Source organism: Allobacillus saliphilus (genome assembly GCF_018138385.1).
GTDB lineage: Bacteria > Bacillota > Bacilli > Bacillales > Alkalibacillaceae > Allobacillus > Allobacillus saliphilus.
Window position 1 is genome coordinate 13,673 of record NZ_JAGSIE010000024.1, and the last position, 15,490, is coordinate 29,162.

13 protein-coding genes are annotated in these 15,490 nt (G+C 38.0%); 1 reads left to right on the forward strand and 12 read right to left on the reverse strand.

Going from position 1 to position 15,490, the window contains the following annotated elements; genetic code table 11:
* Positions 1–29: 29 nt before the first annotated feature.
* Both KC820_RS08385 and KC820_RS08390 read right to left on the reverse strand, forming a co-directional pair.
* Positions 30–1,127, reverse strand: a complete 1,098-nt coding sequence (locus KC820_RS08385; RefSeq protein ID WP_212370206.1) for a Glu/Leu/Phe/Val family dehydrogenase — start codon at positions 1,125–1,127, stop codon at positions 30–32.
* Between the two features lie 62 nt (positions 1,128–1,189).
* Positions 1,190–3,256 (reverse strand): sigma 54-interacting transcriptional regulator, encoded by a 2,067-nt coding sequence (locus KC820_RS08390; protein WP_212370267.1) that lies wholly within the window; start codon positions 3,254–3,256, stop codon positions 1,190–1,192.
* 139 nt (positions 3,257–3,395) lie between these two features.
* Here KC820_RS08390 and KC820_RS08395 point away from each other — a divergent pair, with 139 nt between their 5' ends.
* Positions 3,396–3,659: a DUF2627 family protein gene (locus tag KC820_RS08395; protein WP_212370208.1), complete on the forward strand. Its 264-nt coding sequence runs from the start codon at positions 3,396–3,398 to the stop codon at positions 3,657–3,659.
* A 93-nt stretch (positions 3,660–3,752) separates the two neighbouring features.
* Here KC820_RS08395 and KC820_RS08400 read toward each other — a convergent pair whose 3' ends face one another.
* The 10 genes from KC820_RS08400 to dxs form a co-directional block, all read right to left on the reverse strand.
* Positions 3,753–4,706, reverse strand: a complete 954-nt coding sequence (locus KC820_RS08400; protein ID WP_212370210.1) for an agmatinase family protein — start codon at positions 4,704–4,706, stop codon at positions 3,753–3,755.
* Positions 4,707–4,792: 86 nt separating this feature from the next.
* A complete protein-coding gene (putP, locus tag KC820_RS08405; RefSeq protein ID WP_212370211.1) occupies positions 4,793–6,292 on the reverse strand; it encodes a sodium/proline symporter PutP in 1,500 nt (499 codons plus the stop codon).
* Positions 6,289–6,411: a hypothetical protein gene (locus KC820_RS13385; protein WP_272874474.1), complete on the reverse strand. Its 123-nt coding sequence runs from the start codon at positions 6,409–6,411 to the stop codon at positions 6,289–6,291. The genes putP and KC820_RS13385 overlap by 4 nt, the downstream gene beginning before the upstream one ends.
* A 59-nt stretch (positions 6,412–6,470) precedes the next feature.
* Positions 6,471–7,832: an aspartate kinase gene (locus KC820_RS08410; RefSeq protein ID WP_212370213.1), complete on the reverse strand. Its 1,362-nt coding sequence runs from the start codon at positions 7,830–7,832 to the stop codon at positions 6,471–6,473.
* A gap of 395 nt (positions 7,833–8,227) precedes the next feature.
* Positions 8,228–9,007, reverse strand: a complete 780-nt coding sequence (spo0A, locus tag KC820_RS08415) for a sporulation transcription factor Spo0A (protein WP_212370215.1) — start codon at positions 9,005–9,007, stop codon at positions 8,228–8,230.
* Positions 9,008–9,227: 220 nt separating this feature from the next.
* On the reverse strand, positions 9,228–10,301 hold the full coding sequence (spoIVB, locus tag KC820_RS08420) for a SpoIVB peptidase (protein ID WP_212370217.1): 1,074 nt from the start codon (positions 10,299–10,301) through the stop codon (positions 9,228–9,230).
* 229 nt (positions 10,302–10,530) lie between these two features.
* Complete coding sequence (recN, locus tag KC820_RS08425; protein WP_212370219.1) at positions 10,531–12,252, reverse strand: DNA repair protein RecN; 1,722 nt, start codon at positions 12,250–12,252, stop codon at positions 10,531–10,533.
* Positions 12,253–12,265: 13 nt separating this feature from the next.
* A complete protein-coding gene (ahrC, locus tag KC820_RS08430) occupies positions 12,266–12,718 on the reverse strand; it encodes a transcriptional regulator AhrC/ArgR (protein ID WP_144087413.1) in 453 nt (150 codons plus the stop codon).
* Positions 12,719–12,771: 53 nt separating this feature from the next.
* Positions 12,772–13,578, reverse strand: coding sequence for a TlyA family RNA methyltransferase (locus tag KC820_RS08435; RefSeq protein WP_212370221.1), 807 nt, complete (start codon positions 13,576–13,578; stop codon positions 12,772–12,774).
* Between the two features lie 3 nt (positions 13,579–13,581).
* Positions 13,582–15,474, reverse strand: coding sequence for a 1-deoxy-D-xylulose-5-phosphate synthase (gene dxs, locus KC820_RS08440; RefSeq protein WP_212370223.1), 1,893 nt, complete (start codon positions 15,472–15,474; stop codon positions 13,582–13,584).
* Between the last annotated feature and the right edge of the window lie 16 nt (positions 15,475–15,490).

Below are 15,490 nucleotides of genomic sequence, written 5' to 3' on the forward strand. Positions count from 1 at the left end.
GGAAACCAAATAAGTTCCCTCTTTCATGTTTATTTTAATCTAGACAATGGATTCATTTCATTCGTTAAGAAAGTACTTCTAGAACGCTGAACACTAGCAATTCTTTCTTCAGCCATATGATCCGCTGCAGCTTGTGTCGGTATATTTTTCTCTTTGGATATTTCAAAGATCTTCTCCAAGCTTAAACCAATGTTTTCAACTTGTTTATAAGCACGTTCTTTATTGTATCCATTCAATTCATCCGCAACATTTATGACGCCACCGGAATTAATGACAAAATCAGGGGCGAAAATGATACCTTTTTCATGGAGGATTTCACCATGTCGCTCTTCCTTCAATTGATTGTTTGCAGATCCTGCGATGACTTTCGCTTTTAACTTACCAATTGTTTCATCATTAATTGTTGCACCAAGAGCACACGGAGCAAAAATATCACAATCCACATCGTAAATTTCCTCAGTACCTACAGCTTTGGCACCAAAGTCTTCTACTGCACGATTGACAGCTTCTTCATTAATATCTGTGACAATTAGATTTGCGCCTTCCTCATGCAAATATTTACACATCGTATACGCAACACTTCCAACACCTTGAACGGCAATGGTTTTTCCATTGAGTGAATCAGAACCAAACGCTGCTTTCGCAGATGCTTTAATACCCAAATAGACACCATAAGCTGTTGCTGGTGATGGATTTCCAGCCGATCCGTGCTCTGGAGATTTACCGGTTACATAGTCTGTTTCCATATAAATAATGTCCATATCATCAGTGTTTGTGCCTACATCAACTGAAGTAATGTAACGACCTGCTAGTCCTTGAATATAACGACCGAATGCACGGAATAATTCAGGGCTTTTATCTTTTTTCGGATCACCGATAATAACTGTTTTACCGCCACCTAAATTTAAGCCGGCAGCTGCGTTTTTATAGGTCATTCCTCTTGCTAAGCGTAATGCATCTACTAATGCTTCTTCTTCAGATTCATATGTCCACATACGAGTACCGCCTAATGCTGGTCCTAATGTAGTATCGTGAATCGCAATGATTCCTTTCAAGCCTGAGTTTTTATCCTGGCAAAATACCACCTGTTCGTAATCATATTCCTCTAAGTATTTAAAAAGTTCCATAGTAATTCCTCCAATAATGTTTTTTTTATATTGAAAAACTTTCCATGAACCTAAGGATTGGGTCAACCATCCTCGGCTGAATTTAGCTGCTTTCCGATATTATATTTATCCATTTTGTAATACAGATTCCGAATAGATATGTTTAACTGTTTTGCGGTTTTCGATTTGATGTAATCATTTGCTTCCAAGATTTCCAAAATGAATTGTTTCTCGAAATCATCCATCGCTTCTTGCAAAGTCGCATATTCTTCATCTCGTTGATCATGAAGTAAATCCAACTGATCAAACGTGTGTTTACGAAGTCTAGGGATGTGCTGCTCTTGGATTACACGTTCATGTGGGTGCATCTTAATGATTGCCTGCGCAATAATGTTTTCCAATTCCCTAACATTTCCCGGAAAGCTGTACTTCTGAAGTTTGTCTAAAGCTTCTTCAGAAATATCATTAATATGCCGACCATAACTTTCATTTAAATAATTCATTAAATGTTTCGTTAAAGGTTTTAAATCATCCATTCTCTCTCGTAATGGAGGTAAATGAATCGGCAGTCGATTTAAACGGTAAAACAGCGATTCTTTAAAAGATCCGTTAATGATCGCACGTTCCAAGTTCACACTTGTTGCAGCTATGATTCGAACATCGACGGGTATACGTTCGTGTCCTCCAAATCGAACAACTTCTTGATCTTCGAGAACTTTTAATAATTTACCTTGCATTGAAAGTGACATTTCACCTATATCATCGAGAAATACACTTCCGTTTCTGGCCTCTTCGAATAATCCCTTTTGTCTTTCTGGAGGACCTAATTCATCACCGAAAAGTTCTTTCTGCAGCGTTTCATCATCCACCGTGCCGCAATTTACACGAATGAATTTATCAAACTTACGACGACTTTCATTGTGAATTGCATGAGCTAGCAATTCTTTTCCTGTGCCTGGTTCCCCTCTAAGCAGGATGGAAGTAGGCATTTTCGCACCGATTTTCGCTTGTTCAAGCGTTAAACGCATATCCTCTGAGTTGGCAATGATGTCATCAAACGTGTACTTTGCTTCAAGGTTACGAATAATTCGTTTCGCTTTTTTTAATTCTGCACTAAGGGATTCAATTTCTGACAAATCATGAATGACTCCTATGCTACCTTTTAATGCTCCATCGACGATGATCGGTGCTACATTGACAAGTACATCCTTGTTGAAAGGACCAACTTTCATCTTTCGCCCTCTCACAGGCTTTCTCGTTCGTAACACCTCATAGTGAACACTATCACCTTCAGATATATCGATGGTGGCTGGCTTCCCGATGATCTCCTTCTCATCAAGACCGGTTATCTTAGTATAAGCAGGATTAATCATTAAACCAACACCATTCTCATCGACTACAGAGATTGCTTCCTCACTAGATTGGATAATTGCTTCAAGCATCGTTTGTACTTCTTTTAAATCAGTAACTTCCTCAGCAAGCCCCACGACTTCCGTTATGTCTTTAAAAACTGCGAAAGCACCAATCAATTCGCCTGAGTCATCGATCATTGGAATTCTTGTCGTAATCACTTTCTTACCATTCTCAAGAGTTAATTGTTTATTAATTTCTTTCGTTCTCGTTTGGAGAATGTTTGGTAATGCTGAATCAGGAATAATTTCCCGAATGTTCTTTCCAAGCATCTCTGTTTCCTGCAGACTTAAAATATTTGCCGCAGACTGATTAACAAATGTGATTTGCTCATCTGTATCGACAACAATCATCCCATCGTGAATAGAAGATAGTAGGATTTCCCGCATATTCACTTCATTTTCGATTTGATTCATTAATCCTTCTTTTTCATACAATAGATCCGCAATGACATGTGCCACTGTTCCAGGAATTAATACGCAATTTGGGGGTTTCATTTGCCTTAATTCTTGAAAAACAGTCGCTTCACCAGTCGTTTCCACGATAATATCGACAGTGTCGTCAATTGCTTCATTGTAAGATAAGTATGTTGCAATACCATGCTCTCTTGCTTTAATCATACCAGGCGCATCTGGATCAATGTCTGCAACTTTTTGCACAGATAACAAATCAATATCTGAAAACAGATGTAAAATTGCAGTTCCGCCTTTTCCTGCTCCTACGATTAACACATTTTGCATCTTATTCACCTTTAACACTGCAATTTTTTGCATAGTTCTATCATATATGAAAACGCTTTAATTTTTCAAGTGTTTTCTCTGTGTTTTCGATATTTATTTGATATAATCATGAGGGGATATAGAGAAAAGAGGGTATGCAATGATTCGTTTAATTGCTTTAATTATTTTATTGATTCCCGGTATTTTAGCGGCTTACGGCATTAAATTACTTCGCGATTCTTTTTTTGGAGAAGTCGCTCCTCTATTTATTAATGTCATGATTCAATTTACAGCAGGTATACTGTTCATTATTATTGGTATTGGTTTTATTGGAGGGTTTATCTACCGGAGAGATCAGAAGAAAAATAAAACGAAAGACTCTAGGAATGATTGTGTGTTAGTCGACAATAAAAATAATGATTAAAAAGTAATGAAGAAAAAAATTAAATTTATTGGTTCATAATTTTCAATCTCTAATGAATGCAAAAACTGAGCAGTCGTTGACTGCTCAGCTTTTTTATTTATTTTCTTTTTCGTGCAAAATATTTCCCGCTAATGCGTACAGGATAATTGTTGATGCCAAATGTGAAGAAAAATCATTCGGATCTTGGATTGGATAAATCTCGACCAAATCCATGCCAATGATTCCCTTTTTAGCGAAAGCATGTACTAATTCAACTAACTCAAAAGAAGTTAGACCATTTCCATCAACTGGCCCGCCCGGATTGAAAGCGAAATCTAACACATCACTACAAATGGATAAATAAACAGCTTCAGTACCTTCGCTTGCAATTTGATATGCCTTATCTGCCATTGCTTGAATATCATTTGCATAACGAATTTCCCTCGACGTAATGGTTGTAGCACCTGCTTCAGCAGCAAACTTCCCTGTTTCTGGTTTATTTCTTGGTCCATGAATGCCCATATGGACGATACTTTCACTACGAACATTCTCATCTTCATACAAACGTTTGAATGGTGTTGACCGAGCATACATTTCACCTTGATAATCATTCATATTGTCATAATGCGCATCTAAGTGAATGATTCCCACTTTACCATCGATTTTTTTACCCAATGCACTGACGATCGGAAAAGTGATTCCATGATCTCCGCCAAATGCTACCGGAAACTTACCGGTGTCCCATACTTTGCCGGCAAAATTTTCGATTCGATTCATTGTGTCAGGAACGTCATGCGGAACGATATCAACATCACCTAAATCGCCTAGTTGATAATGAGCTAGTACATCAATCCCATCCAATTCAGGTAAATAACCGCTGTAACGAGCGGAATTTAAACGAATGGATTTTGGACCGAGCTCTGCTCCTGTATAGTCTCCCCAAGTCACAGCGCCCTCCCATGGCACTCCATAGATCAATACGTCTCGATCATTTACTTGGTCGGTTCCAATCTGAACTTTTTTACCCCCTAAAAAACATGGGGTGTTACCGTAAATTTTATCTGTCATCGAAATCACATCCTCTTCTGTATTCAAGAAAAGGCTTGGAGTGTACTCCAAACCTTTTCTGTCGTTCTATGTCTATTTTATATTTATTATAAGTTACTTACAACCTTATCATATTCTTCTGTAATCTCTTCTGAAGGGCCTTTGCCGATTACACTAACTAAGATAATCGTTAAACTACCGAACAGGAATCCTGGTACCATTTCATAAATTTCGAATCCGGTTAAGGACCATGTCATGACCGTTAACCCCCCGACAATCATACCAGCTAGAACACCGTTCCTTGTCGTTTTTCTCCAGAATAAAGAGAATAAAATTGGCGGTCCAAAAGTAGCACCAAAGCCAGCCCACGCATAAGAAACAAGATCTAGTACTGAGCTGCTTTCATTCCATGCCAGAATAACTGCAATCACTGCAATGAGTAATACAGAAATCCGACCGACCCATACCAATTCTTTCTCTGATGCGGACCTTCTGAAAAACCTACGGTAAAAGTCTTCTGTTAACGCACTAGATGAAACTAACAGCTGTGAGTCGACGGTACTCATGATGGCAGCCAATACAGCAGCTAATAAGAAGCCAGCAACCCATGGATTATAAGTCATTTGTACCAACACAATAAATACTTGTTCCGGGTCAGCCAACGGCTCTGAAATTGAAACAATTCCAATCATCCCTACTAGTAAAGAGGAATATAGCGGAATGACAACACCCATGATCATTGCAATAAGTCTGGATTTTCGGATTTCCTTGTGACTTCGAATAGCCATAAAGCGGACTAAAATATGCGGCTGGCCGAAGTAACCAAGTCCCCATGCTAACGCCGAAATAATACCCACTATACCGATTGCGCCTGCTGACTCCCACAATATGCCATTACCTTGGTCATATGCTGTACCGGCAAATGCGTCCGTTAAGCTTTCTCGGACACTGCCCATACTCTCAAATAAAGCACCAAATCCGCCAATTTCGTACACACCTACAATGGCTGTGATCGCTAAAGCAACGAACATTAAAAAGGCTTGAATGAAGTCCGTAAAACTGACTGCTAAAAATCCTCCAAGGAATGTATAAGCAACGATAACGACAGCACCAATTAACAGTGCATTATGGTAATTAAAATCAAATGTTCCTTCAAATAACTTAGCTCCTGCAACAAGTCCTGATGCCGTATAGAAAAGGAAGAAAGCTAAAATAAATAAGGCCGAGATGAGACGCAATAAATTTGAACGATCTCTAAAACGGTTTTCGAAGAACTCAGGTAAGGTGATTGAATCATTCGAAAACTGTGTATAAACGCGTAATCTTTTAGCAACGAATCTCCAGTTGAACATTGCACCAATCGCAAGACCGACAGCAAGCCATAAACTCCATTGTCCAAATCCTGCAGCATAAGCGGCACCTGGAAGTCCTAATAAAAGCCATCCGCTAAAGTCACTGGCAGATGCAGAAAAAGCCGTTACCCAACTTCCTAGACGACGCCCTCCTAAGATATAATCGGACATCGTGTTTGTCATTCGATATGTCGTAATACCAATCGCAAGGAGGACAATTAAATACAGGAGAAAAGTAATATAAGTCGGGTTCACTCTGAATCATCCTCCTTTGGTGCATCGGTAAAATAGGATATGACTGCCCAAATTGCCAATAATGGCATAGGCACAAGAAACCAGAACCAAGTCCAGTTTGTTAAGGTAAGTATTTCCATAGCCAAGTCTCCTCCCAATTATTTAGTCTTCTCTATTTTAGATTTATCAGATAATTAAGTCAACTTGATGTTGAATATTCAAAAAATTCACGATAAAGAGACTGAACGGTTTGCTGAAGTTTATCAGATTCTATTCCGAACATCATGGAAACTTCTGAAGACCCTTGATTGATCATTTCAATATTCGTTGTCGCTTCAGCAATCGCTTTTGTCGCTTTTGCTGCAACATTAATCCGTTGGCTCATCCCCTCGCCAACTAACATAATCATTGCTAAATCATGTTGAATGGATATTGTATCGACATTTAATTCAGCTTGAATTCGATTCAATACTTTCTCTTCTTTTTCTTTTGTCAGTTGGTGGGTTCGCACGATGACTGACATGTCGTCAATTCCAGATGGAGCATGCTCAAAAGATATGTTTTCATCCACTAAAATTTGTAATAATCGAAGTCCGAATCCTAACTCTCTGTTCATTAAGTATTTACGTACGTAAATGCTCGAGAACCCTTCATCACTTGCTATTCCCACTACTGGTTTTGAGAAATCCTCTTTTTCAGCTTTAATCATTGTTCCTGGTAGTTCAGGTTGATTGGTATTTTTAACGACGACAGGAATTTTCTTTTTAAAAGCAGGAATTAAAGCTTCGTCATGAAATACAGAAAACCCGGAATAAGACAACTCCCGCATTTCTTTATACGTGAGCATTGTAATTTCCTTCGGATGAGGTACAAGCTTCGGATTGACACAATAGACAGAGCTTACGTCCGTGAAATTTTCGTATAAATCAGCCTCAACACCTGCTGCAATAATAGAGCCCGTAATGTCTGAACCGCCGCGAGGGAAAGTTCTTAATTCGCCGTCTTTTGTATAACCAAAGAATCCTGGAATAACAATGACACCACGTTCATTTCGAAGTTGATGTATTTGCTCATAAGCTTCATCCAATATAGCGGCATTGCCATAATCATTGCTAACAATAATTCCCGCTTCTTTTGGGTTTTTATATGTAGATTCTATTCCTAACTTAGACAAATAATCACTTAGAATTCTGGCTAATGTATCCTCGCCGAAGGATTTCAATTCATCTACCAATTGTTCATGACTTTTTTTCATCGTAAATAATTTTTCAATCTTTTTCTTCAGCTCGTTTGGAATATCATCTGATAAAGACAATTCTTCTGTAATCATTCGGTAACGATCTGTTACTTGATTTAATGTGTCTTGATAGTCGACCCCGTCTTTGTATTGATTTAGGATTTGAATAAATAAGTCGGTTACTTTTTGGTCGCCTTCAAATCTTTTCCCAGGCGCTGAAACAACAATAAATTTACGGGTTTCATCCGTTTGAATAATATTTGCTACTTTTTTCAACATCTCTGCATTTGCTACTGAACTTCCGCCAAACTTTGCAACTTTCATGTAGACACCTTCTTTTCCTCACCTGAATTAAAGATGTTCTATTTTAACATGAAAGCAACATGATTAACATATCAGGATTTTCCAAACCAGGGTAAGACGTCATATCTGTGCGCTCCCTTTGATTAGAACACGCCTATTCAAGGGTAGCGCACGTTATTTGATCGCTACCTTTGATTAGAGCACTTCTATTCGAAGATAGCACACCATTTTTGTTCGCTACCTTTGATTAGAACACGCCTATTCAAGGATGGCGCACGTTATTTGATCGCTATCTTTGATTAGAGCACTTCTATTCGAGGGTAGCACATCATTTTGGATCGCTATCTTTGATTAGAACACTTCTACCCGGATAATTAAAATCAAAAAAGCGACCCGGAAGGCCGCTTTTGAATATTTTAGCTGACTTTATGTTCTAAACGAAGCTTATCCGCAATCATTGCAATAAACTCACTATTTGTTGGTTTCGCTTTGGAAACGCTTACTGTATAACCAAAAATCGATGACAGCGAATCAATATTTCCACGGTTCCATGCAACTTCAATAGCGTGGCGGATTGCACGTTCTACACGTGATGCCGTTGTATTGAATTTTTTCGCGATATCCGGATAAAGTACTTTAGTAATCGAACCGAGTAATTCAATATCATGATAAACCATCGAAATTGCTTCCCGCAAATACATATACCCTTTGATATGTGCTGGAACGCCTACTTCATGAATGATTGAAGTAATATTGGAGTCTAAATCAATTTTCTTTGGCTGTGCTACGCCTCCACTGTATGATTTAGCCCGTGTCATTGTTTGACCACCAGCCGCTTGAACAATTTGATCTCTCAAATGTTCCATGTCAAATGGCTTCATCATGTAGTATGTAGCTCCAAGATCAACAGCTTTTTTTGTAACCGACTCGTGTCCAAATGCAGTCAACATGATAACATTAGGTAATGTTTCAACATCTAATTGTTGCATATTTTCCAATACAGCTAAGCCATCGATATGTGGCATGATAATATCCAATACTAAAACATCAGGAATGGTCTCCTCCAGCATGCTTAAACATTCTTTTCCATTATAAGCTGTTCCAACAACTTCCATTCCTTCTTCTGTTAAATACTTCTCTAACATATGCACTAAATCTTTGTTGTCATCTGCGATTGCTACATTAATCTTTTCCATAATTACCCTCCAAATTTGTAATTTCCATTTCCTTCTACAGTATAACTTCTATAAATAACCTAAATCCCCTCTTTTTTCTTTAAATTTTTTTAAATTATCTATAAAAAGCGAGTTTTTCTTATGAATGCTCAAGAATTCGTTTAGTTTCAACAAATTATGATGTATTTTGTCGAAAATATTATGTAAATTAACCAGTCGGTACATCCCGACTGGTTAATCGTTAACTTGCTAATGCTGTTTGTTTATCAGCTATTTGTAGACCTGCTTCATTTAACATCCACTCAACATGTACACCATATCCGCTTTTTGAATCATTTAGAAACACATGGGTAATTGCTCCTACCAATTTTCCATCCTGTATGATTGGGCTTCCGCTCATACCTTGCACAATTCCACCGGTTTTCTTAAGCAATCGTTCATCGGTAACTTTAATAATCATTCCCTTTGTTGCTGCTTTCTGAGAAGGCTTAGAACTAATTATTTCTACATCAAATGTTTCAACTTCATCGCCTTCAATTACCGTATAGATTTTTGCTTTACCTTTTTTGACTTCATCGGATGAAGCTACAGGAATAGGCTTTTTTTGTGAAAATAATTCGGATCCTTTTGTAATTTTACCAAATATACCGAAATCGCTGTTCTTTTGTATTGTGCCTAAGCTTGAATCTTTCATGGAAAATCGCGCTTTTTTCTCACCGGGAACACCGTTTTCGCCCTTGTTTATAGATGTAACCTGCGATCGAACAATTTTACCATTATAAATATCCATCGGTTTTTTTGAATGTTGATCGGTTATCCTATGACCAAGTGCACCATATTTCTGAAATTTGGGATCGTAAAAGGTCATCGTTCCAATACCTGCTGTTGCATCTTTGATGAATAAACCTAATTTTAGTTCATCATCGATCTCGTATGGTTTTAAATTAATTGGAAAGATGTTTTCTTTTCTCTTGACCATTAATTCAACTGTATCGGATTTCTCGGTCATCCGTTCTAATAAGGAAGTGAATTCGCTCATGTTTTCAATTTTTGCTTGATTTACTCGGATAATGATGTCACCAACTTGAAGACCTGATTGCTTTGCCGGAGAAATTTCGCCATCTGACGTTTTAATTTCACTAAATCCTGCAACGACTACGCCAGAGGTGTGTAATTGTACACCGACTGATTGGCCACCAGGTATGACATGAGTTACTGTTGGTTGGTTTTCCGCTAAAATAATGGTGCCGGATGCGAATGGAGTGATGAACGAAACAAGGAGGATCATAAAAAAGGTTACGCGGGAACGGATCATATATTCAACTCCTCATTTCATGGTGTTTTCATCTTCTGATGTTTCACCATTAATTTGAGCTAAATCGATGTTTTTTAAACGACTTAATACCATGCAATGAAGTTTAACTTTTCCTTTTATGAGTGAAATTATGACGTATAGATCGTATTTTTGATGTATTTATGCTAAATCGAGAAATGATTGGACAATAAAAAAGCTATCCGTTTATTGGATAGCTTTTGAATTATGATTATGCTTTTTTTAACTGAATCGATTGGTCAATCAATTCTTTGGCATGTTGTTTTGTTGATTCTGTCATTGTTTCCCCAGATATCATTCGACCAATCTCCTCAACTGCTTGATCGTCTGTCAATAAATTGACAGTTGTACGTGTCGAGTCATCACTTTTTTGATGTTTTTCAATACGATAATGGTGATCAGCCATTGCTGCCACTTGCGGTAAGTGGGAAATACAAAGGACTTGCGATCCCTTTGAAATGTCGACAATTTTTTGAGCTATCGCTTGTGCAACTCGCCCACTGACACCTGTATCGACTTCATCAAAAATGACACTTGTAATTCCTTGATGTTTAGAGAAAATTCGTTTTAGCGCAAGCATGATTCTCGAAATTTCTCCACCAGAAGCCACTTTGTGGAGTGGTTTTAATGGCTCTCCAGGATTTGTACTTATTTTGAATTGAATCTGATCGAAACCTTCTTTAGTCAGTCTGATCGATTTATCTTTCCAATTCACATCACCCGAAGGCTGGGAAAAATCAACTTCAAAAACTGCTTTTTCTAAGTATAAGTCTTTCAATTCCTGTTGAATTTCTTTTGTGAGGTCAACACTAATTTTTTTTCGAAGTGTATGCAGCTGTTCTGCTTCAATCAGTGCATCCTTCGTAAGTTCGTCAATTTGCTTTTCATAAGACTGAAGATGGACTTCCCGATGTTGAAGCTGTTCAAGCTCTTCTTCCATCATTGCCATATGAGACATGAGGCCTTCTAGATCTTTATTGTACTTTCTTTTCAGTCGGTTTAATTCAAATAATCTCGATTCAATTTCATTTAAGCGATCTGGATGAAATTCCATCTGATCCAATTCGTGACGAATATCAAAGCTTAATTCTTCTAAAGCGAAATAATGCGACTTCATTTGTTCTGAAATCTTTTGTAATTGATCATCTACATCTTCAATTTGTTCGAGTGCGTTCATTGCATTAGATAAGAAATCAAGTCCTCTGTTTTCACCATATAGAGAACCATAAGCTGTTTGAAGTCCATCAAAGATTCGTTCATAATTTGCTAATTGATTCCGTTCTTTTTCCAATTGCGTGTCCTCTTCAGGTTCCAATTGCGCCTCTTGTAGCTCAGTCAGTTGGAAAGTAAGCAAATCTAAACGTTCTGTCGTCTTATGTTCGCTTTCGGAAAGCTCTTTCATTCGTTCTTTAGCTTTTTTCAATTCATTAAATATCATTAAATAATCATTTTTAGAAGAAGCAATTTTCTTTGCATCAAATTGATCCATTAACTCAATATGCTGATCTGGATTCATTAATGATTGGGTCTCATGTTGACTATGTATATCGATCAGTTTGCTACCGACTTCTTTCAATATCGCTAAAGTCACTAATTTGTGATTAACACGACATATGCTTTTTCCTTTAGCTGTTATAAACCGCTCTAAAATAATGTTTCCTTCTTCATCAATCGGTAAATTAAAATGTGAAAGAACATCATATACTTCATGCTTTTCATCATCAATAAAGAAAAGTCCTTCAATCCTTGCTTGGTCTTGGTTGTGACGCACGTAATCGACTGATGCTCTCGCACCAGCCAACAATTGAATGGCATCAATAATAATGGATTTACCGGCCCCAGTTTCTCCAGTAAGAACGGTTAATCCTTCTCTAAAATCCAATGTTATTTCATCAATAATTGCGAAATCTTTGATTGAAAGTTGACCAAGCATTGTGTCACCTCAATTAATAAATCATTTCCATAAACCGTTCATATACAGCCTCGCGACTTTCTTCCGAACGGCAAATGATTAAACAAGTATCGTCTCCACAAATCGTTCCCATCATATTTTCCCAATCCAATTGATCAATTAAAGCGCCAACAGATTGTGCATTCCCAGGCAATGTTTTTAAAACAATAAAACAGTTAGCGTGATCGATTGTCACTAGGTTATCCACTAACGACCGAGAAAGTTTTTCACGTGGATTTCCGGTTGGTTTAATCGGTAAACTGTATTTATAAGTTCCTTTTTCCGTTGGTACTTTGACGAGTTGTAATTCCTTAATATCACGTGAGATTGTTGCTTGTGTCACATTGTACCCTTGTTCATTAAACTGGCGAACGAGTTCATCTTGTGTCTCGATTTCATGCTTTGTAATAATTTCTCGCATTTTAATTAACCGTTGTGTCTTTTTCACTTGTCATTCCTCACTATTCCTAAAGGTTACGACATTTTAAAAAATAAAAGCACTTAAAAAGATTCATGAGCAGATGATATGACCTCATTAATTTTTTCGCTGACATGATCAATATTTCCTGTTGAAGACCACCTTGCGTGAATTAAATATTCAATATTTCCATCACCACCGGTAATTGGTGAGTAACTTAAATCAACGGCTTGAAAGCCTTCAGACACGATAAACTCAGTAAGCTCACGAATTACTTTTTCATGTGTTTTAGGATTGCGTACGATCCCCTTTTTTCCGACTTCTTCTTTTCCCGCTTCAAACTGTGGTTTAATTAATGCAATAATATCGGTATCGTCTTGAACAAGCTTTTTAATCGTTGGAAAAATCAATCGTAGGGAAATAAACGAAACATCGGTCACAACAAAATTTGGTTCACCGTATTTCAAATCTTCAGGTGTGACGTAGCGGAAATTCATTCGTTCCATGACATGAACTCGTTCATCACTTCTCATTTTCCAATCGAGCTGATTATAGCCTACATCGATGGCATATACTTCTTTTGCTCCGAAAGATAACGCACAATCGGTAAAGCCACCCGTAGATGAACCGATATCCATCACTAACTTATCCGCTATATTTACGTCAAATTCCTTTAATGCTTTCTCTAACTTCAAACCACCTCTACTTACATAAGGAACAGCTTTTCCTTTCACAGTAAGTTTGGTGCTCGGATCAATCTTCACACCTGGCTTGTCCAATATCTCACTTTCAGAGTGAACAAGACCGGCCATAATAGATCGTTTCGCTTTTTCTCTCGTTTCAAAGTAACCTTTCTCGACTAAAAGGACGTCTAATCGAACTTTTTTCATTCGTTAAGCTCTTTTCTTTTGTAATGGTACGATTTGTTTAATTTTCTTTTTAACATTTTCTACGGTTAAGCCAGTTTCTTCGAGTAATTCGCCGACACTTCCATGCTCAACAAAATAATCTGGAAGACCCATTCGATAAACATATGGATACAAATAGTCTTGTTGCTCAATAAATTCTAGAACAGCACTTCCAAATCCACCTTGTAACGCATGTTCTTCGATCGTTAAAATCGGGATATTTTCTTTGACGATATGATGGATCATTTTCTCATCTAACGGTTTAATAAATCGTGCGTTGACTACTCGGACAGATAATCCATCTTCCCTCAATTGTTCTGCAGCTTCCATTGCCAAGTCAAGCATGGTTCCAAAAGTTAAGATGACGCTATCTTGTCCTTTTCTAAGAACTTCCCAAGAACCAATTGGAACTAGTTCAAATGCCACATCCTTAGGAGCTTCTTTTGCATTACCGCGAGGGTATCGAATAGCCATCGGACCATCTTTTTGACTTAATGCTGTATAAACCATGTTCTGAGCCTCTGTCGCATCTTTAGGCATCATAATTCTCATATTAGGCAAATGTCTTAAGAAGGAAATATCGAACACACCTTGGTGTGTTTCTCCGTCTGCTCCAACAAGGCCAGCACGGTCAATACCGAACGTTACAGGTAAATTTTGTCTAGCTATATCATGAACGACTTGATCAAATCCACGTTGTAAAAACGTTGAATAAATCGACAAGAAAGGTTTCATTCCAACAGCTGCCAATCCACCAGAAACAGTTGTCGCATGTTGTTCAGCAATCCCAACATCAAACAAGCGGTCAGGAAATTCTTTTTTAAAATCCTCTAATTTTGAACCAACCGTCATAGCAGGTGTAATCGCAACCACTTCTTCATCGTCTTTTGCGATTTTCATTAAGGAGTCACTGATTACCTTACTCCACGCAGGGCCAGAACCACTTTTTTTCAACGATTCACCGGAATCAATTTTATAAGGTCCAACACCATGCCACGTACCGATCTTATCGGATTCAGCCGGTCGATAACCCTTCCCTTTTTTCGTAATGACGTGAAGAATAATTGGTCCTTCAGTATTTTTCGCATAACGAATTGAACGGAATAAATCTTCATAGCTATGCCCATCAATCGGACCATAGTACGTAAATCCAAGCTCTTCAAAGAACATTCCAGGAACGACTAAATATTTCATGCTGTCCTTCAATCGCTCGGCTGTTGATGCTAGTCGACCACCGATTGCTGGAACTTTCTTCAATAAGTATTCCATTTCGTCTTTTACATAATTGTATCTTTGACCGCTACGAAGTCGTCCTAAAACATTGTGCAAAGCGCCAACATTCGGTGCAATGGACATTTCGTTATCGTTTAAAATTACAATCATATTTTTTTGTTCATGACCGATATGATTCAATGCTTCAAGTGCCATTCCACCGGTTAATGCACCATCACCAATAATTGGTACGACAGCGTGGTCTTCACCACGGATATCTCTAGCAATCGCCATTCCCATTGCTGCAGATAAAGAAGTGGAACTGTGTCCTGTTTCCCATACGTCATGTTCACTTTCTGAACGTTTTGGAAAACCACACAAGCCTCTATATTGTCTTAACGTATTGAAACCTTCCATACGTCCTGTCAGCATTTTATGCACATATGCCTGGTGTCCGACATCCCAAATAAACTTATCTTTTGGACTGTCAAATGCATGATGCAAAGCAATCGTCAATTCAACTACACCTAAATTGGGACCAAGATGGCCACCAGTCTTAGAAAGTTCCTGAATAAGGAATTGACGAACTTCTTCACTCAGTTTTTTTAAATCATCGATCGAGCATTGCTTGATATCGGATGGAGTCTTAATATCTTTAAGATCCATATGCGGATCCCTCACC

Coding starts and splice junctions, on each gene's coding strand:
- dxs (WP_212370223.1), bottom strand. CDS start 15,474: ATGGATCTTAAAGATATTAAGACTCCATCCGATATCAAGCAATGCTCG.
- spo0A (WP_212370215.1), bottom strand. CDS start 9,007: ATGGAAAAGATTAATGTAGCAATCGCAGATGACAACAAAGATTTAGTG.
- spoIVB (WP_212370217.1), bottom strand. CDS start 10,301: ATGATCCGTTCCCGCGTAACCTTTTTTATGATCCTCCTTGTTTCGTTC.
- KC820_RS08385 (WP_212370206.1), bottom strand. CDS start 1,127: ATGGAACTTTTTAAATACTTAGAGGAATATGATTACGAACAGGTGGTA.
- KC820_RS08400 (WP_212370210.1), bottom strand. CDS start 4,706: ATGACAGATAAAATTTACGGTAACACCCCATGTTTTTTAGGGGGTAAA.
- KC820_RS08395 (WP_212370208.1), top strand. CDS start 3,396: ATGATTCGTTTAATTGCTTTAATTATTTTATTGATTCCCGGTATTTTA.
- KC820_RS08410 (WP_212370213.1), bottom strand. CDS start 7,832: ATGAAAGTTGCAAAGTTTGGCGGAAGTTCAGTAGCAAATGCAGAGATG.
- KC820_RS13385 (WP_272874474.1), bottom strand. CDS start 6,411: ATGGAAATACTTACCTTAACAAACTGGACTTGGTTCTGGTTTCTTGTG.
- KC820_RS08390 (WP_212370267.1), bottom strand. CDS start 3,256: ATGCAAAATGTGTTAATCGTAGGAGCAGGAAAAGGCGGAACTGCAATT.
- recN (WP_212370219.1), bottom strand. CDS start 12,252: ATGCTTGGTCAACTTTCAATCAAAGATTTCGCAATTATTGATGAAATA.
- KC820_RS08435 (WP_212370221.1), bottom strand. CDS start 13,578: ATGAAAAAAGTTCGATTAGACGTCCTTTTAGTCGAGAAAGGTTACTTT.